Source organism: Pseudomonas sp. GL-R-26 (assembly GCF_019947365.1).
GTDB lineage: Bacteria > Pseudomonadota > Gammaproteobacteria > Pseudomonadales > Pseudomonadaceae > Aquipseudomonas.
Genome location: NZ_JAGYGI010000004.1, coordinates 1 through 18408, shown reverse-complemented (window position 1 = coordinate 18408; position 18408 = coordinate 1). Strand labels below are relative to the sequence as shown.

The following is an 18408-nucleotide window of genomic DNA, read 5'->3' as shown; positions in this document are numbered from 1 at the left end:
TTGAAGAGAAGCATCTTTCACCCCATGCGCATCGAACCTCGCCTGCTGCCCGACACCCTGCCATTCCTCGGTGATATTCCGCCGCTGTTGACCCGCCTGTACGCGGCTCGGGGCGTGCTGTCCGAGGCGGAACTGGACAAGAGCCTGGCGCGGTTGATTCCGTTCCAGCAACTCAAGGGCATCGATGCAGCGGTGGATTTGCTGGTGACTGCGCTCGAACAGCGCCAGCGCATCCTGATCGTCGGCGACTTTGATGCCGACGGCGCGACGGCCAGCACCGTGGGCACGCTGGGCCTGCGTTTGCTGGGTGCGGCACATGTCGATTATCTGGTGCCCAACCGATTCGATTACGGCTACGGTCTGACACCTGAAATCGTCGCGGTGGCGCTCGAGCGTCAGCCGCATTTGTTGATCACCGTCGACAACGGCATCTCCAGCGTCGAAGGCGTGGCAGCGGCGAAAAAGGCCGGGCTCAAGGTGCTCGTCACCGACCACCACTTGCCCGGCGACGAGCTGCCGCTGGCCGATGCCATCGTCAATCCGAACCAGCCAGGTTGCGAGTTTCCGAGCAAGGCGCTGGCCGGTGTCGGGGTGATTTTCTATGTGTTGATGGCCCTGCGCGCGCGATTGCGCGAACTCGGCTGGTACACAAGCAAGCCGCAGCCGAATATCGGCGAACTGCTTGATCTGGTGGCTCTGGGCAGTGTGGCCGACGTGGTGCCGTTGGATGCCAACAACCGGATTCTGGTGCATCAGGGCCTGGAACGGATTCGCGCCGGACGTGCCCGGCCGGGGATCAAGGCGATCCTCGAAGTGGCCAAGCGCGATCATGCGCGCATCACGTCCACCGATCTGGGTTTCATTGTCGGCCCACGCCTGAACGCCGCAGGGCGCCTGGATGACATGAGCCTGGGTATCGAATGCCTGCTGACCGAAGACGCAGGTCTGGCCCGTGAGATGGCGGCGCAACTGGACGGCATGAACCAGGATCGCAAATCCATCGAGCAAGGCATGCAGCGTGAAGCGCTGGCGCAGCTCAAGGATCTGCCGGTGGAGTCGATGCCGTTCGGCTTGTGCCTGTTCGATCCCGAGTGGCACCAGGGTGTCATCGGTATCCTCGCGTCACGGATGAAAGAGCGCTATTTCCGCCCGACCATCGCCTTTGCCGATGCCGGGGATGGCCTGCTCAAGGGCTCGGGGCGTTCGGTCCAGGGCTTTCACATCCGCGACGCCTTGAGCGTGGTGGCGGCGCAGCATCCGAATCTGATTACCAAATACGGTGGCCACGCGATGGCGGCCGGCCTGACGCTGCCGGAAGCGAATTTCCCCTTGTTCGCCGAAGCCTTCGACGCTGAAGTGCGCCGGCAACTGCGCGAGGAAGACCTGACGGGCCGCCTGTTGTCGGACGGCACCCTGGCGGTGGAAGAGTTCCACCTGGAACTGGCCCGTGCCCTGCGGCATGCCGGCCCTTGGGGCCAGCACTTCCCGGAGCCGTTGTTTCATGGGGTGTTCCAGTTGGTCGAGCAGCGTGTCGTTGGCGAGCGGCACCTTAAAGTCGTGCTCAAAAGTGAATGTGGTTCGGTGAAGCTCGACGGCATTGCCTTCGGGATCGACCGCGACATCTGGCCGAATCCGACCATCAAGTGGGTGGAACTGGCCTACAAGCTCGACCTCAACGAGTTTCGTGGCAACGAGACGGTTCAACTGATGATTGCCCACATCGAACCGCGGTAGCTTTTGTGGCGAGGGAGCTTGCTCCCGCTGGTGCGCGCAGCACACCCAAATGGTCAGACGTGGTTATTTTGATAGTCCGCAGTGACAGGTTTTGGGGTGGCTACGCCACCCAGCGGGAGCAAGCTCCCTCGCCACAGAGGTCGCATTGAACGCTGATTGAAGTGTTTCAATTCTTGAGCCCTCCCTGATCCGTCGATGTCGACTAGGCTCTAAGCACTGCTTGATTTTGGCCTTGTGACGTCTTGTCGAATTTTTTGCCCGCGGGGGCGGGTGTTGTACCTTTTTCCTGTCACTCGTCGACTATTCAAACAGAACCTGGAGCCTGCCCACTGATTCGAGAGGTGCCCCATGAGTCTGCTGCTTGAACCCTTTACCCTTCGCCAATTGACCCTGCCCAACCGCATCGCGGTATCGCCGATGTGCCAGTACTCCAGTGCCGATGGCCTGGCCAATGACTGGCACCTGGTCCACCTCGGCAGCCGCGCTGTCGGCGGGGCCGGGCTGGTGTTTACCGAAGCCACGGCGGTCACCGCCGACGGGCGTATCACGGCCGAGGACCTCGGTCTGTGGAATGACGAACAGATTGAACCCCTGCAACGCATCACCCGCTTCATCAACGCCCAGGGCGCCGTTGCCGGCATTCAGCTGGCCCATGCCGGGCGCAAGGCCAGCACCTACCGGCCGTGGCTCGGCAAGCATGGCAGCGTCAAGCCCGATGAGGGTGGCTGGGTGCCGGTCGGCCCTTCACCGATTGCATTCGATCCACAGCACACCCAACCCAGGCAACTCGATGACGGCGAGATCGCCAAGGTCATCCAGGCCTTTGTCGATGCGGCAAAGCGGTCACTGACGGCCGGTTTCAAGGTGGTCGAAGTGCACGCGGCCCATGGTTACCTGCTGCATCAATTCCTGTCGCCGTTGAGCAATCAACGTCGCGATCAATATGGCGGTTCGTTCGAAAATCGTATTCGGCTGGTGCTGCAGGTCACCGAAGCGGTGCGCGCGGTGTGGCCTGAAGAGTTGCCGGTGTTTGTCCGGGTCTCGGCCACCGACTGGGTGGAAGACGGCTGGAACCCCGATGAAACCGTGGAGCTGGCACGCCGCCTCAAAGCCCAGGGGGTCGACCTGATCGACGTCTCGTCGGGCGGGACGGCGGCGAATGCGGAGATTCCCACTGGACCGGGTTACCAGACCCGCTTCGCCGAGCGTGTGCGCAAGGAATCGGGCATGGCCACCGGCACAGTCGGCATGATTACCGAGCCGGCCCAGGCCGAGCACATCCTGCGTACCTGTCAGGCGGACATCATCTTCCTGGCCCGTGAGTTGTTGCGCGATCCGTACTGGGCGCTGCACGCGGATGACGACCTGGGCGGGCACAAGGCCGTATGGCCGGCGCAGTATCAGCGGGCGACTCATCGTGAGCAGCCGATTCATGAATCGGATCTGCGCGACTGAAATCCATCGATACGAAAAAGCCCCTGAATCGCGAGATTCAGGGGCTTTTGTTTATGCCGATGACTGATCAGGCCGCTTCGATCTTGCTGCGGTTCTGTTCGACCTGGCTCAGGTAGCCCTTGAGCTTTTCCTGTTCGGCCACCGTCGTGAACAAGCCGAGCTTACTGCGACGCCAGAGGATGTCGTGGGCACTGGTTGCCCATTCTTCACTGCACAGATAGTCAACTTCGCGAGTGTAGAGACCGCCGCCGATGTGCTCGCCCATATCGCTGAGGTCCTGTACGCCTTCGAGCATGCGCCAGGTGCGGCTGCCGTAGGTAGTGGCCCAGCGGCGAGCGATCTCGCTCGGTACCCAGTCGAATTTGTCGCGGATACGCGAGCTCAAGGCTTGCGGGGTGGTCATGTCTTCACCGCCCGGCAGCGTGGCGCTGGCGGTCCAGCTTGGCTTTATGTGCTTGAAGTAGGGTGCCAGTTGCGCCAGCGCCGACTCGGCCAGTTTGCGATAGGTGGTGAGCTTGCCGCCGAACACCGACAGCAATGGAGCCTCTTCGCCTGTGCCAGACAGCGCCAGGGTGTAATCGCGGGTCACGGCCGACGGGTTGTCGGATTCGTCGTTGCACAGCGGGCGCACACCTGAATAGCTGTGCAGGATGTCGTCGCGGCTGATTTGCTTTTTGAAATGAGCGTTGACCACGTTCAACAGGTAATCGGTTTCGCCGTCGGTAATCGCCACTTTTGCCGGATCGCCGGTGTACTCGCGGTCGGTGGTGCCGATCAGGGTGAAGTGATTCAGGTACGGAATGGTGAACACGATGCGCTGATCTTCGTTTTGCAGAATGTGCGCGTGTTCGCCTTCGTACAGTTTCGGCACGATCAGGTGGCTGCCCTGAATCAGGCGGATGCCATATGGCGATTCCATCTTCAAGTCATCACGAATGAACTTGGCGACCCATGGCCCGGCTGCGTTCACCAATGCCTTGGCGCGAATCGAAAACAGGCTGCCATCGGCGCGTTCCAGGTGCAGGTGCCACAAGCCCTTGGCGCGGCGTGCGCTGACGCAGCGGGTCTGGGTATGAACGTGGGCGCCTTTTTCCCGGGCGGCCATAGCGTTCAAAACTACCAGGCGCGCATCGTCGACCCAGCAATCGGAGTATTCAAAGCCCTTTGTGATCTCGCTTTTGAGCGCGCTGTCGGTGCCGAACTTCAGGCTTTTCGAACCTTGCAGTTGCTCGCGCTTGCCCAGGTTGTCATAGAGGAACAGACCGGCGCGAATCATCCACGCCGGGCGCAGGTGCGGGCGGTGCGGCAACACGAAACGCATTTGCTTGACGATGTGTGGAGCCTTGGCCAACAGCACTTCACGTTCGGCCAGGGCTTCACGCACCAGGCGGAATTCGTAATGTTCGAGATAGCGCAGGCCACCGTGGATCAGCTTGCTGCTGGCCGACGAGGTATGGCTGGCCAGGTCATCCTTTTCACAAAGGAACACCGAGAGACCGCGACCGGCGGCATCCGCTGCGATCCCCACGCCATTGATCCCGCCACCGATGACGGCGATATCGTAGACCTCGGCGAGAGGGGGCGTAGGCAAGGTGGAATTGGGCATCGGCACGGCCTCGGAATTCTTTGATGTTCTGTATTTGAATTCGAACATTAATGTTCATTTGCGAAAATACTAGCCCATAAAGACGCGCACAGCCAGTCAGCTTCGATTGAAAATACTCATCGAAGGGCCGTTAAAGGAAAATTTACGAACATTGAAAGGTAGCAGGCTGCTTTTGTGGCGAGGGGGCTTGCCCCCGTTCGGCGGCGAAGCCGTCGCAGGTTGGGGCTATGGATGTGCCTGCCTGAACTCGGCTGAATGGTTTTAGGGCCGCTTCGCGACCCAACGGGGCGGTGCGGCGATCCGACAAGCCCCCTCGCCACAGGGGGGCGGTGTGCTTAAACGACCTCCAGCCGAACCTTGTGCTGGTTCAACAACTGCGCCAGTGCCGGGGAAGGCTGCTGATCGGTGACCAGGCAATCGACCAGGCTGATCGGCCCCAAGCGAATCATGGCGTTGCGCCCGAACTTGCTGGAGTCGGCAGCGAGGATCACTTGTCGGGCATTGGCGATGATCGCCTGGGATACCCGCACTTCCTGATAGTCGAAGTCCAGCAGGCTGCCGTCTTCATCGATGCCGCTGATGCCGACCAGGGCGAAGTCGACCTTGAACTGGTTGATGAAGTCGACACTGGCCTGACCCACCACGCCACCATCGCGCCGCACGTTGCCGCCGGTCAGCAGGACATCGAAATCGTCCTTGGCGCTGAGCATGGAGGCGACGTGCAGGTTGTTGGTGATGATCTTCAGGTGATTGTGATTGAGCAGTGCCCGGGCAATGGATTCGGTGGTCGTGCCGATGTTGATGAACAACGAGGCATGGTCGGGAATCTGCGCGGCAATGGCTTCGCCGATACGCTGTTTCTCATCGCGCATCTGATCGGCGCGCATGGCGTAGGCGGTGTTTTCAACGCTGGAGTCGTAAGCCGCGCCGCCGTGGTAGCGACGCAGTAAATTGGCTTCCGCGAGCTGGTTGATGTCGCGGCGAATGGTTTGCGGGGTAACTACGAACAGCGTGGCCATTTCCTCGATGCTGACATAGCCGCGTTCGCGAACCAGTTCGAGGATTTGCTGCTGACGGGGAGGCAGATTCATGGGGCGTCCTTTGGGCTGCCGTGCAAAATTTGCCCATGATGACGCAGGAATCTGCTCCCGACCAGTTTCCAAACAACGTGAAAACTACTGCGCTCGGAAATCCTGCGTTAAAAACAGGCTCGGACTGCTCATTTACAACCTCGTAAAGTCGGGTGCGACCCCAGCCGGTCCTCGCCTGTTTTTGCCTTGTCTTTCCTTCGCTCGCTACGTTTTCACGCTGTTTGGACATACAGATACGGGGACTGGAGTTCGCTTATTCAGCTTCGTCTTCAGCCGCCCAATTACGGGTGCGGCTGACCGCTTTTTTCCAGCCTGCGTAGAGTTTTTCCTTCGCCGTTTCATCCAGCGTCGGCTCGAACTTGCGCTCAATCACGGCCTTGCCGCGCAACTCCTCCAGGCTGCCCCAGAAGCCACAGGCCAGGCCTGCCAGGTAAGCTGCACCCAGTGCCGTGGTTTCGCGCATTTGCGGGCGCTCGACCTGTGTGCCGAGGATGTCGGCCTGGAACTGCATGAGGAAATTGTTCGCCACCGCGCCGCCATCCACGCGCAGGGCCTTGAGGCGTTCGCCGGAGTCCTGCTGCATGGCGTCGAGCACGTCGCGGGTCTGGTAGGCAATCGACTCCAGCGCGGCACGAATGATGTGATCCACGCGTACGCCGCGGGTCAGGCCGAACAATGCGCCACGGGCGTACGGATCCCAGTAGGGAGCGCCAAGACCGGTGAAGGCCGGCACCAGGTACACGCCGTTGCTGTCCTTGACCTTGTTGGCGAAGTATTCGGTGTCGTGGGCGTCGTTGATGATTTTCAGCTCGTCACGCAGCCACTGTACGGTGGAGCCGCCGTTGAACACCGCACCTTCCAGCGCATAGGCCACTTCGCCACGTGGGCCGCAAGCGATGGTGGTGAGCATGCCGTGTTGGGATTTCACGGCTTTGTCGCCGGTGTTCATCAACAGGAAGCAGCCAGTGCCGTAGGTGTTTTTCGCCTGGCCTGGCTCGACGCACATCTGGCCGAACAGGGCGGCTTGCTGGTCGCCAGCGATGCCGCCGATGGCGATGCCGCTTTTGGTACGGCCATAAATTTCCGAGGACGATTTAACTTCCGGCAGCATTTCGCGCGGAATATCCAGCACCTCCAGCATCTTCGCGTCCCACTCCAGGGTGTGGATGTTGAAGAGCATGGTGCGCGAAGCGTTGGTGTAGTCGGTGACATGCACCTTGCCGCCGGTAAATTTCCAGATCAGCCAGCTGTCGACGGTGCCGAACAGCAGTTCACCGTTGCGTGCGCGTTCGCGGCTGCCTTCGACATTGTCGAGGATCCACTTGAGCTTGGTGCCGGAGAAATACGGGTCGGTGACCAGGCCGGTAGTGTCGCTGATGTATTGCTCGTGGCCATCGCGTTTGAGCTGCTGACAGATCTCGGTGCTGCGTCGGCACTGCCAGACGATGGCGTTGTAGATCGGCCGGCCGGTGTTCTTGTCCCAGACCACTGTGGTTTCGCGCTGGTTGGTGATGCCTATCGCGGCCACCTGGTCGTGGTGCAGGCCGGCTTGCGCCAGGGCCTCGACCATCACGGCGCTTTGGGTGGCGAAGATTTCCATCGGATCGTGTTCGACCCAGCCGGCTTGCGGGTAGTGCTGTGCGAACTCCCGTTGGGCGGTGCAGACCACGTTCGCGTCGCGGTCGAAAATGATCGCGCGGGAGCTGGTCGTACCCTGATCGAGGGCAATGATGTAGTTCTTATTCTGTGTGTCGGTCATGTCGATTGCCTTGGACGAAATAAGGGAGTGAGGTCTGGCGCGCGATCAAAGGGCAGGGGCACGCGCCAACGGTATCAAGAAGTTCTGGGTTTGCCGTCAATGGCAGCTGTTGCATCCTTTGTAGCAGGTACGGCGCTGGGCAGATGGCGGGCAATCAGCCCGCGATAGGCGGCAGCACCGAGGCAAGCACCAACAATCGGTGCAAAAACAGGAATCAGGAAATACGGAATATCGCGTCCGCCGGTGAAGGAAATTTCACCCCAGCCAGCGAAGAAAGTCATCAGTTTAGGGCCGAAGTCTCGCGCAGGGTTCATGGCAAAACCGGTCAGCGGCCCCATCGAACTGCCGATCACCGCAATCAGCAGGCCAATCAGCAGCGGTGCCAGCGGGCCTTTGGGCAGGCCATTGTTGTCATCGGTCAGGGACATGATCACGCCCATCAGGATGGCCGTAATGATCACCTCGACCAGAAATGCCTGGGCGGTGGTCAACACTTGATTCGGGAAGGTGGAGAACACGGAGGCCAACTCGAGGCTGGCTTGAGTGCCGCGAACCATGTGGTGAGTTTGTTCGAATTCGAAGAATAGATTGCTGTAGAGGGTGTAGACCAACAGCGCTCCGCAGAAGGCGCCCGCCACTTGGGCGAGTATGTAGAAAGGCAATTTACGCTTTTCGAAGTCCGCGAAAATGCTCAGGGCAATGCTGACGGCAGGGTTCAGATGAGCACCGGAAACACCGGCGGTGAGGTAGATCGCCATGCTGACGCCGACGCCCCAGATAATGCTGATTTCCCACAAACCAAAACTGGCACCCGCGACCTTGAGCGCGGCAACACATCCTGTACCAAAAAAGATCAGCAGCGCCGTACCCAGAAACTCGGCCATGCATTGGCTCGAGAGCGACGGTTGTTGTAAAGCAGTTGTCATTGAAACCTCATTTTTTTTGTTGTCTGGCGCTTTTTTCCATCATGGTCGAAGCGCGTTTTTCGCCGAGGCAGGATCCCCATCCTGGTCGCGGTTTACTGCTGGGTGCAGCGGTAGGACGTTTCGTACAGTTTCAGAAACGAAAAAATATAGACAAGAAACGCTGCTGTCAAAGGTCGAAAGTGAACCGTCGGTCACAAAAAAACTATTCGTTGCATGAATGAGTGAGTCATTGGGGGATGGGATGGCCAGGCAATGGCGTCATGGATGCGCCGCCGTAGAGCCTTTTATTGATCAATGCCCTAGAATCGGGCGCAGTATTTTTCTTCTGCCGCCCAGTCTGGAGCTGTCATGACCCCCGCATTGGATTTGTTGAAAAAGGTTCGGGCCGAACATCGCGTACACAGTTACGAACATGATCCCAAGGCTGCCTCCTACGGGCTGGAAGCGGCGGAAAAACTCGGGCTCGATCCGGCGCAGGTGTTCAAGACCTTGCTGGCGGCCAGCGAGAAGGGCGAGTTGCTGGTGGCTGTGGTGCCGGTTGTCGGCAGTCTGGACTTGAAGGGACTGGCCCACGCCGCGGGCGTTAAAAAGGTCGAAATGGCCGACCCGGCGGCAGCACAGCGCTCTACCGGCTATCTGTTGGGCGGGATCAGTCCGTTGGGGCAGAAGAAGCGTTTGCGTACCTTCATTGATAGTTCGGCCCAGCCCTTCGCCAGCATTTTTGTCAGTGCGGGCCGACGTGGATTGGAAGTCGAACTGGCACCGGCGGTGCTGGCCGAACACACCCAGGCGAAGTTTGCCGATATCGGCCGTGCGTGAGCCTCGAAGCGGGTGCAGTGCTGTATGGTGAAAATCAGCCTGCTCTGTCACTGGTGCCGGCCGGGCCAGCGCGGCATGCTCGGCGGTCTGACAAAGGGAGAAAGTTATGCAACTGGAGTTCCATCAGGTCGACGCGTTCAGCAGTCAGCCATTCAGCGGCAATCCGGCGATGGTCTATCGGCTAGATACCTGGCTCGCCGATGAGTTGATGCAAAAGATTGCCGCCGAACACAACCTCGCCGAAACGGCGTTTGTCGTGCGTGAAGGGCAGGGCTGGCACATCCGCTGGTTTACGCCGACCACCGAGGTGCCATTGTGCGGTCACGCGACGCTGGCTAGCGCCTATGTGCTGTTTGAGATCTATAAAGAGCCTGTCGAGCGACTGGACTTCACCTGCAAATCCGGCCCGTTGAGTGTGACGCGGGAGGGCGGAGGCCTGTGGCTGGACTTCCCGGCGATCACTGCGTTGCCGGTGAACGTGATCTCGGACATCGAGCGTGCACTGGGCGTGAAGGCTGTCGAGGTACTGGCCTCGAATGAGCTGTTCGTGGTGCTGGAGTCGGAGCAAGCCGTGCTCGACTGCAAGCCGGACATGGTGGCCCTGGCGAAACTGCCATGGTTGGGCGCCATCGTGACGGCACGGGGCGAGCAACACGATTTCGTTTCCCGTTACTTCGCCCCGGCAATCGGCATCAATGAGGACCCGGTGACCGGATCGACCCATTGCCTTCTGATTCCGTACTGGTCAAAGCGTTTGGGCAAGTCGAGCCTGACGGCTTTTCAGCGTTCGGCGCGGGGTGGGGAATTGTTCTGTCGCCTGGAAGGCGATCGGGTGAAGATCGGCGGCAATGCGACGCTCGTAGCAAGCGGAACGCTGATGTTGGGCTGATCCAAAACCACTGTAGGAGCGAGCCTGCTCGCGATAGCGGTATCACATTCAACAGAGGTGTTGACTGATCCATCGCAATCGCGAGCAAGCGCGCTCCCACAGGGATTGTGTTGTTCAGTTAGCGGTGTTGTAGCGGCGGACACCGGATTCAACCGTCGGAATCTGCGCCGCCGTGCTACCGGACGCCTGGAACAGCACCAGGTGTTCAGCCGCGACACGAATACCCACCTCCGCCCCAACCTGACGGTCGACATGGCTCGGGAAGATCGATTCCAGCTGTGCACCTGTCGGCAGTTGCAAGCGATACAGGGTCGATGCACCCAGGAACGTCTTGCCGGCAATTCGCGCCTTCAGTGCGCTGTCCGGCGCATAGACGATATCGTCCGGGCGCAGCAGTACATCCACGGCGCCGCCTACCGGCCAGGTGTAGGCCCGATTGCCGCGCAACTCACCCAGTTCGGTTTGCACCGATTCGGGGCTGCTCAACTGACCGCGAATGAAATAGCCCTGGCCGATGAAACTCGCCACGAAGGGTGTCAGCGGTTCGTGATACAGGTTGTAGGGCGTGTCCCACTGTTCCAGGCGACCTTCCTTGAACACCCCAACGTGGTCGCTGACCGCGAAGGCTTCTTCCTGGTCGTGAGTCACCAGAATCGCGCTGGTGCCACGGGCCTTGAGGATGTCGCGTACTTCATGGCTGAGCTTGCGGCGCAATTCGCCATCGAGGTTGGAGAACGGTTCGTCGAGCAACAGCAGTTGCGGCTCCGGCGCCAGGGCACGGGCCAGGGCGACACGTTGCTGCTGACCACCGGAAAGCTCGTGGGGGAAGCGTTTGCCGAGGTTCTTCAGGTTAACCAGTTCCAGTAGCTCTTCGGTCACGCGATCCTTTTGCGGATGCTTGCGAATGCCGAAGGCGATGTTGTCGGCCACGCTCAAATGCGGAAACAGCGCGTAGTCCTGGAACACCATGCCGATGCGACGCTTCTCCGGAGCAAGGGTGAAGCCGGCGCTGGAGATGGTCTCGCCAGCCAGCTGGATTTCGCCTTCGTGAACCGGTTCGAAACCGGCAATCGCCCGCAGGGTAGTGGTCTTGCCGCAGCCCGACGAGCCCAGCAGGCAACCGATGTCGCCTGCGTTCAGGTGCAGGTTGAGGTTCTGCACCACGCGCTGGTCTTGATAGCCGCAGGCGAGTTTGCGCAGGTTAAGCAGTAATGGCTGGCTCATGCGTGGTGATACGCCGGTTCGACGAGGAACTCGAGCAGGGCTTTTTGCGCATGAAGACGGTTTTCGGCTTGATCCCAGGCCACCGAGCGCTTGTCATCGAGCAGGTCGACGCTGATTTCCTCGCCACGGTGCGCCGGCAGGCAGTGCATGAACAGCACGTCGTCAACGGCCAGGTCGAGCAGGGCGCGGTTGACCTGATACGGTGCGAACAGCTGCAGACGCTTGGCGGTTTCTTCTTCCTGGCCCATGGAGGTCCAGACGTCGGTGCTCACCAGGTGTGCACCACGCACGGCTTCCTTCGGGTCGCGAACGATGGTGACCCGATCGCCGGCCTTGGCCAGGAACACCGGGTTGGGCTCGTAGCCTTCCGGGCAGGCAACGCGTAACTGGAAGTCGAACTGGATCGCCGCTTCTATATAGCTGTTGCACATGTTGTTGCCGTCGCCGATCCAGGCCACGGTCTTGCCCTGGATGGAGCCGCGGTGTTCGAGGAAGGTCTGCATGTCGGCCAGCAACTGGCACGGGTGCAGGTCATCGGACAGGCCGTTGATCACTGGCACGCGGGAGTTGGCGGCGAACTCGGTCAGGTTGCTGTGGGCAAAGGTACGGATCATCACCGCGTCGAGCATGCTCGACATGACGATGGCGCAGTCGCCGATCGGCTCGCCACGGCCCAGTTGGGTGTCACGGGGCGACAGGAAGATCGCCTGCCCGCCGAGCTGGATCATGCCGGCCTCGAAGGAGATCCGGGTACGGGTCGAGGATTTCTCGAAAATCATCCCCAAGACGCGGTTTTTCAGAGGCTCGAACAGTACGCCGCGGTTACGCAGGTCCTTGAGCTCAACGCCTCGACGGATCACGCTGACCAGCTCTTCGGGCGTGCAATCCATCAGGGAGAGAAAGTGCCTTGCGCTCATCATTGACTACCTTTTGCTACAAACCGCAGATACTCAAAGCCTTGTTTAACGGAACAACGGGCGAGACCTGCGGCGTAAGCCGCACGGGGCGACGAAATAGGGGAAGGCGCGATCTTATAATTAAATGTCGCGTCTTACCAATAGGGCTACAGTTTTTAGGGAGTTTCAGAGGTGCTACGGGTTCACCGAGGTAGCGCTTTTGAAGCCTGTTTCCTGATAGCAGCGGTTCATTTGTACACCGGCCCCTCGGGGCTTGGCAATCAGGCTGGGCGGCAATGGTGCGCTGACAGTCGGTTTCTGACCTGTCATTCATCAGCGCCGGGCTCGACGAACACTGGCGCCTGATCGGCGAGCTGACCGGCGTGCATGGCCCCCACGGGCCGATTGAAACCCTTCAGGAAATCCAGTTGCAGGCGCCGCCCAGGCTGCCTTCGAACTGAATTCGGGCGGCCATCGGCTGGCCTGATAACCCTCGATTCACAAGACGAACGTCGCTGGCGTGGCGGCGGCTCCGGCGCCATAGTTTTGTTTCCGCGGCCAACGTTGCCCGCCCAAAACAAGACAGAAACTGGCCATGACCAAGACTCTCCATCACCGTGCGTGCCATTTGTGCGAAGCCATCTGTGGCCTGACCATCGAAACCACCAGGGGCGAAGGCGGTAACGTCCAGATCACTTCGATCAAGGGCGACCCCCAGGATACGTTCAGCCGTGGGCACATCTGCCCCAAGGCCGTGGCCCTGCAAGACATTCAGAACGATCCGGATCGCCTGCATCAGCCGATGCAGCGGGTGGGCAATGAGTGGCATCCCATCGAGTGGCAAGCGGCATTCAATCTGGTCGCCGAACGCCTCGCCGCCATTCAGGAGCGTCACGGGCAAAACGCCGTGGCGGTCTATCAGGGCAATCCGAGCGTGCACAATTACGGGCTGATGACCCACAGCAATTACTTCCTCGGACTGCTGAAAACCCGCAATCGGTTTTCCGCAACGTCGGTCGATCAATTGCCCCATCACCTGACCAGTCATTTGATGTACGGCCACGGTTTGCTGCTGCCGATCCCGGACATCGATCACACTGATTTCATGCTGATCCTGGGGGGCAATCCACTGGCTTCGAACGGCAGCATCATGACCGTGCCGGATGTGGAAAAACGCTTGAAGGCGATACAGGCCCGGGGTGGCAAAGTGGTGGTGGTCGATCCGCGCCGTAGTGAGACAGCGGCGATTGCCGATCAGCATCTGTTCGTTCGCCCGGGCGGTGATGCCGCGCTGTTGTTCGGCCTGCTCAATACCTTGTTCGCTGAAGGTCTGACTCGCGACAGCCATCTGCCGGTGGATGGCCTGGAGGACGTACGGAAGGCCGTCGCGCCGTTCACCGCCGAGGCCATGAGTCCGTTGTGCGCCGTGCCGGCCGAACAGATCCGCCAATTGGCGCGGGACTTCGCCGCGGCGCCGAGTGCCGTCTGCTATGGCCGCATGGGCGTTTCGACCCAGGCCTTCGGTACGCTGTGTCACTGGGTGGTGCAGTTGATCAATCTGGTCACCGGCAATCTCGATCGCGTGGGTGGTGCCTTGTGCACCGAGCCAGCAGTGGACCTGGTGGCGTCGACCTCGGGCGGGCATTTCAATCTGTGGCAGAGCCGGGTTTCCGGGCGGCCGGAATACGCCGGAGAACTACCTGTTTCGGCGCTGGCCGAAGAGATGCTCACCGAAGGGGAAGGGCAAGTCCGCGCGTTGATCACCGTGGCGGGCAATCCGGTGCTGTCCACACCCAATGGCCGACAACTCGAACAGGCGCTGGACGGGCTGGAGTTCATGGTCAGCATCGATCTGTACATCAATGAAACCACGCGTTACGCCGACCTGATCCTGCCGTCCACGTCGGCGCTGGAAAACGACCATTACGACACCACCTTCAACCTGTTCGCGGTGCGCAATGTCAGTCGTTTCAACCGTGCCATCCTCGCCAAGCCCGAAGGTGCCTTGCACGACTGGGAGATCTTCGTCGGGCTGGCCAAGGCATTTGCCGCCATGACCGGCAAAGAGTTGAAACCCACTATCGCCCCCGCACAAATGATCGATCGCGGCCTGCGCATCGGGATGTACGGTGACAATTCAGAGCACAAGCTGTCGCTGGCGACGTTGTTCGATCATCCCCATGGCGTCGATCTGGGCGCGCTCAAGCCTAACCTGACGCCCCGCCTGAAGACTGCCAATCAACGCATCCAGGCAGCACCGATCGAGATTCTCGCTGACCTGGCGCGCTTCGCAGCCTTGCAGGCACCGGCCGCCGACGAGTTGTTGATGATTGGCCGCCGACATGTACGCAGCAACAACTCATGGATGCATAACTATCATCGGTTGGTGAAAGGCAAGCCGCGTCACCAGTTGCTGATGCATCCGGACGATCTGGCGAGTCGCGGGCTCAGTGACGGGCAGCGTGTTCGGGTCAGCTCGCGGGTGGGTGTGATCGAAGTCGAAGTGCTTGGCAGTCTGGACATGATGAAAGGCGTGGTCAGCCTGCCTCACGGCTGGGGCCATGCGCGGCCTGGCGTGCAAATGTCGATTGCCAGCAGCCAGCCAGGCTCCAGCGCCAACGACCTGACCGACGAACGCCAGATTGACGAACTGTCGGGAAATGCCGCGCTCAATGGCGTGCCGGTGACCGTGGCGGCGGCTTGAATCAGTCTGACGGAGAGACCGAGCAGGGCGCTCGGCTTTCCGTTACAATGCGCCACCGTGCCGACCCATGAGTCGGAAAGTTCAGCCGAGGTGCTCCATGGATATCATCGAAACGATTAAAGAGCAGATTGCCAACAACACCATTCTGCTTTACATGAAAGGTTCGCCGAATGCCCCGCAGTGCGGCTTCTCCGCGAAAGCCGCGCAGGCCGTGATGGCGTGTGGCGAAAAGTTTGCGTACGTGGACATCCTGCAGAACCCGGAAATCCGCGCCAACCTGCCAAAATACGCCAACTGGCCAACCTTCCCGCAGCTGTGGGTCGGCGGTGAGCTGGTCGGCGGTAGCGACATCATGACTGAAATGGCTGCTGACGGTTCGCTGCAGAGCCTGATCAAGGACGCCGCCGCCAAGGCCGCTGCTCCAAAGACCGAAGCCTGATTCGCTTCTGCCCGGGTTTCGGCCAAACCTGAAACCCGGGTAACAAAAAGCCCCGCCACTCGAAAGAGGGCGGGGCTTTTTATTGGTGCGCCAGGCATGGCGCGTTGCGCGTAAGCGCAACCAGCTTGGCTGTGGTGGCCACGCTGGTGACTTGGAGGTGAAAGTCCTCTACACACCCGGCAAGGGGAAGTGTTAGCCAGAGGCAAGGGTGTCGCGGGTGACTGCGAATCTGAAGGAAGCCCGAGGCAAAATGCTGGCCTGACGAACAGGAAGCGGATAGAGGCGGCGCAGCGGGGTAAGAAGGCCAATATCTTCAAAGCCCGATACTTGCACGGAACGCTGCGACGTAGATCCGACAGGCATAAGCAGGAAGGTCGCGCGAATTACCCTGGGAGATCTGTTTAGCCTGCCATGTGCTACCGGCGTCGCGAGATGACGGGATGGGCGACAGAAGTCAGCAGAGGCCGTAGTAGTTGCTCGAAACCGGAGTAATGAAGGGCTGAACCTGCCATGAGTGGATAGTCGGGTGTGATCTCTGTTGGAGCGTAAAGCAGAAACTCCGCGTAGCGGAGGTCAAGACCATTAGGAGGTAGGAGCCGGAAGCTCCGAGGGCCGGTCTGGGCGCTTAGATACCGCAGGCGACACATCAACGGAACCAAGCTCGCTGACGTTGTTTGTCAGTAGGCAGGAACCGCCGTATACGGAACCGTACGTACGGTGGTGTGAGAGGACGGCGGGGGCAACCCCGCCTCCTACTCGATCATCGAAATTAATGGCGTAGAACTTACTCGTCTTCGCCCATCTGCGATTGCAGGTAGTTCTCAAGGCCCACTTTATCGATCAGGCCCAACTGGGTTTCCAGCCAGTCGATATGTTCTTCTTCGGACTCGAGGATATCTTCAAGCAGCTCACGGCTGCCGAAGTCGCCAACTGTTTCGCAATGCGCGATGGCAACTTTCAGGTCTGCATGGCCGGTTTTCTCGATACGCAGGTCGCACTCCAGCATTTCCTTGGTGTGCTCGCCGATGTGCAGCTTGCCCAGGTCCTGGACGTTCGGCAGGCCTTCAAGGAACAGGATGCGCTTGATCAGCTTGTCCGCGTGCTTCATCTCGTCGATGGATTCGTGGTACTCGTGCTTGCCGAGCTTGTTCAGGCCCCAATCTTCATACATGCGTGCATGCAGGAAATATTGATTGATCGCGACCAGCTCATTGGCAAGGATCTTGTTGAGATGCTGGATGACTGTAACGTCGCCTTTCATGATGGGGTCCTGCCCTGTATTAGCTGTCAATAGAGCAGAGTTTGAGCCGCGTATTTAAGAGTGTCAAACCTAAGTTATTGAAACTTAAATGAAAATTAATCGGAATAAGAATGTTTGTGTTCCGCGTCTAGAGCATAACTAGTTGATTTTGAGGCATAAAAAAACCGGACATATGTCCGGTTCTTTGAAATTCGATATTTAAGCTGCTGTAAATTCTGTTGGAAAAGGAATTGCAGCCTGGGCCGTTTGCAGTTTGGTCAGAGTCTCGCGGACCACTTCCTTGGCAAGGCAGGCACATTTGCCGCACTGACTGGCAACGCCGGTAGCCACACGGACTTCCTTGTAGCTGCAGCATCCTTCATAGATCGCATCGCGGATTTGACCGTCGGTGACGCCAGTGCAGAGGCAAACATACATAAGGAAGGTCCGTCGCTGATTGTGACTCAATTGCGATGGATCTTAATGTTAACGAGAATGATTGTCAAAGTGGTTTCAGGGCACTTTCTGCCATAAGCGGGTATGGCTGACGAACGGTCGGTCTGGCAAATCGGTGATACAAAACCGTCGGGGATTTCATCGCACGGGGAAAAAACAGCTAAGCCAGCTCAAACACGCGGTGTATGATGGCCGGTCTTTTGCGACCGGGGATCGTGTCACAGGGCTGTCGCCTCAGGGTGGCAGGCTGATGCGAACCCCGTTTCTCACGCTATTACACCAGGAGATATCCAATGAGCGTACTCGTAGGCAAGCAAGCCCCTGACTTCACCGTACCGGCCGTACTCGGCAATGGCGAGATCGTTGACAGCTTCACCCTGTCCTCGGCGATCAAAGGCAAATATGGCCTGGTGTTCTTCTACCCACTGGACTTCACCTTCGTTTGCCCGTCCGAGTTGATCGCTCTGGACAACCGCATGTCCGAGTTCAAGGCACGCAACGTTGAAGTGATCGCTGTTTCGATCGACTCGCACTTCACCCACAACGCATGGCGCAACACTCCAGTGAACAATGGCGGTATCGGCCAGGTTCGCTACACCATGGCTGCCGACATCAAGCAGGACATCATGAAGGCCTACGACGTTCAGTCCGCTGACGGCGTGGCTTTCCGTGGCGCGTTCCTGATCGACGACAAAGGCGTTGTCCGCTCGCAGATCATCAACGACCTGCCGCTGGGTCGTAACATGGAAGAGCTGATCCGTCTGGTCGACGCTCTGCAATTCCACGAAGCGCACGGCGAAGTCTGCCCTGCCAACTGGAAAAAAGGCGACAAAGGCATGAACGCTTCGCCAGAAGGCGTTGCGGCTTACCTGACCGAGCACGCTGCCGCTCTGTAAGGCGCACGCTCCAGCTATAAAAAGCAGGTACAAAAAAACCGGCCATCAAGGCTAATGCCAGTCAGTTAAGCTGACTGGCATTTTTATTTCTGATCGGATACTTCGGTGATTTGAGCCGGATGGCGCGAGGATAAATACGCTCCTCTCGCCGATGAGGCAGGACATAGTGCGGGGCTGAGGCATGAAGCTCGGCCAGGTACTTGGGGATGTTCCCGGAGCGGTCTGCCGAGACACTGTTGATAAACCCTAAAATCGCCCAGGTACACGCGCTAAA

At 59.3% G+C, this 18408-nt stretch carries 15 protein-coding genes and 1 pseudogene; 7 read left to right on the top strand and 9 right to left on the bottom strand.

The annotated features are described in order from the left end of the window. Positions 1–24 precede the first annotated feature (24 nt). Together recJ and KGA96_RS06075 are read left to right on the top strand one after the other, a co-directional pair. On the top strand, positions 25–1734 hold the full coding sequence (gene recJ, locus KGA96_RS06080; RefSeq protein WP_046042001.1) for a single-stranded-DNA-specific exonuclease RecJ: 1710 nt from the start codon (positions 25–27) through the stop codon (positions 1732–1734). A gap of 348 nt (positions 1735–2082) precedes the next feature. Then, a complete protein-coding gene (locus KGA96_RS06075) occupies positions 2083–3189 on the top strand; it encodes an NADH:flavin oxidoreductase/NADH oxidase (protein ID WP_046042003.1) in 1107 nt (368 codons plus the stop codon). 67 nt (positions 3190–3256) lie between these two features. Here the strand turns inward: KGA96_RS06075 and glpD are convergent, their stop codons facing one another. The 4 genes from glpD to KGA96_RS06055 form a co-directional block, all read right to left on the bottom strand. Beyond that, a complete protein-coding gene (glpD, locus tag KGA96_RS06070; RefSeq protein ID WP_046042019.1) occupies positions 3257–4795 on the bottom strand; it encodes a glycerol-3-phosphate dehydrogenase in 1539 nt (512 codons plus the stop codon). Positions 4796–5130: 335 nt separating this feature from the next. Then, complete coding sequence (locus KGA96_RS06065) at positions 5131–5886, bottom strand: DeoR/GlpR family transcriptional regulator (RefSeq protein WP_046042004.1); 756 nt, start codon at positions 5884–5886, stop codon at positions 5131–5133. A gap of 253 nt (positions 5887–6139) precedes the next feature. After that, positions 6140–7645 (bottom strand): glycerol kinase GlpK, encoded by a 1506-nt coding sequence (gene glpK, locus KGA96_RS06060; RefSeq protein WP_046042005.1) that lies wholly within the window; start codon positions 7643–7645, stop codon positions 6140–6142. Positions 7646–7719: 74 nt separating this feature from the next. After that, entirely contained in the window at positions 7720–8571 is an 852-nt protein-coding gene (locus tag KGA96_RS06055) for an MIP/aquaporin family protein (RefSeq protein WP_046042006.1), read from the bottom strand. A gap of 348 nt (positions 8572–8919) precedes the next feature. Between KGA96_RS06055 and ybaK the strand changes: the two genes are divergently transcribed. Next, complete coding sequence (gene ybaK / locus KGA96_RS06050) at positions 8920–9390, top strand: Cys-tRNA(Pro) deacylase (protein WP_008053514.1); 471 nt, start codon at positions 8920–8922, stop codon at positions 9388–9390. 106 nt (positions 9391–9496) lie between these two features. Beyond that, positions 9497–10279, top strand: a complete 783-nt coding sequence (locus KGA96_RS06045) for a PhzF family phenazine biosynthesis protein (protein WP_046042007.1) — start codon at positions 9497–9499, stop codon at positions 10277–10279. 114 nt (positions 10280–10393) lie between these two features. Here the strand turns inward: KGA96_RS06045 and KGA96_RS06040 are convergent, their stop codons facing one another. Continuing rightward, entirely contained in the window at positions 10394–11503 is a 1110-nt protein-coding gene (locus KGA96_RS06040) for an ABC transporter ATP-binding protein (protein ID WP_046042008.1), read from the bottom strand. Continuing rightward, the gene (gene argF, locus KGA96_RS06035) at positions 11500–12420 is read right to left on the bottom strand and encodes an ornithine carbamoyltransferase (RefSeq protein WP_046042010.1); all 921 of its coding nucleotides are present in this window, start codon (positions 12418–12420) and stop codon (positions 11500–11502) included. Before argF ends, KGA96_RS06040 begins: the two co-directional genes overlap by 4 nt. A 574-nt stretch (positions 12421–12994) precedes the next feature. Here argF and KGA96_RS06030 point away from each other — a divergent pair. Continuing rightward, positions 12995–15103, top strand: coding sequence for a molybdopterin oxidoreductase family protein (locus tag KGA96_RS06030; RefSeq protein WP_046042011.1), 2109 nt, complete (start codon positions 12995–12997; stop codon positions 15101–15103). Between the two features lie 97 nt (positions 15104–15200). Next, the gene (gene grxD / locus KGA96_RS06025) at positions 15201–15542 is read left to right on the top strand and encodes a Grx4 family monothiol glutaredoxin (RefSeq protein ID WP_046042012.1); all 342 of its coding nucleotides are present in this window, start codon (positions 15201–15203) and stop codon (positions 15540–15542) included. Between the two features lie 784 nt (positions 15543–16326). Here the strand turns inward: grxD and bfr are convergent. Then, positions 16327–16803 (bottom strand): bacterioferritin, encoded by a 477-nt coding sequence (gene bfr, locus KGA96_RS06020; RefSeq protein ID WP_008053519.1) that lies wholly within the window; start codon positions 16801–16803, stop codon positions 16327–16329. A 198-nt stretch (positions 16804–17001) separates the two neighbouring features. Then, positions 17002–17220: a bacterioferritin-associated ferredoxin gene (locus KGA96_RS06015; protein WP_080925403.1), complete on the bottom strand. Its 219-nt coding sequence runs from the start codon at positions 17218–17220 to the stop codon at positions 17002–17004. Positions 17221–17531: 311 nt separating this feature from the next. Between KGA96_RS06015 and KGA96_RS06010 the strand changes: the two genes are divergently transcribed. Further along, on the top strand, positions 17532–18134 hold the full coding sequence (locus KGA96_RS06010; protein WP_007985868.1) for a peroxiredoxin: 603 nt from the start codon (positions 17532–17534) through the stop codon (positions 18132–18134). A 61-nt stretch (positions 18135–18195) separates the two neighbouring features. Here KGA96_RS06010 and KGA96_RS06005 read toward each other — a convergent pair. Further along, positions 18196–18408, bottom strand: a pseudogene (locus KGA96_RS06005) (IS4 family transposase); the annotation flags it as partial.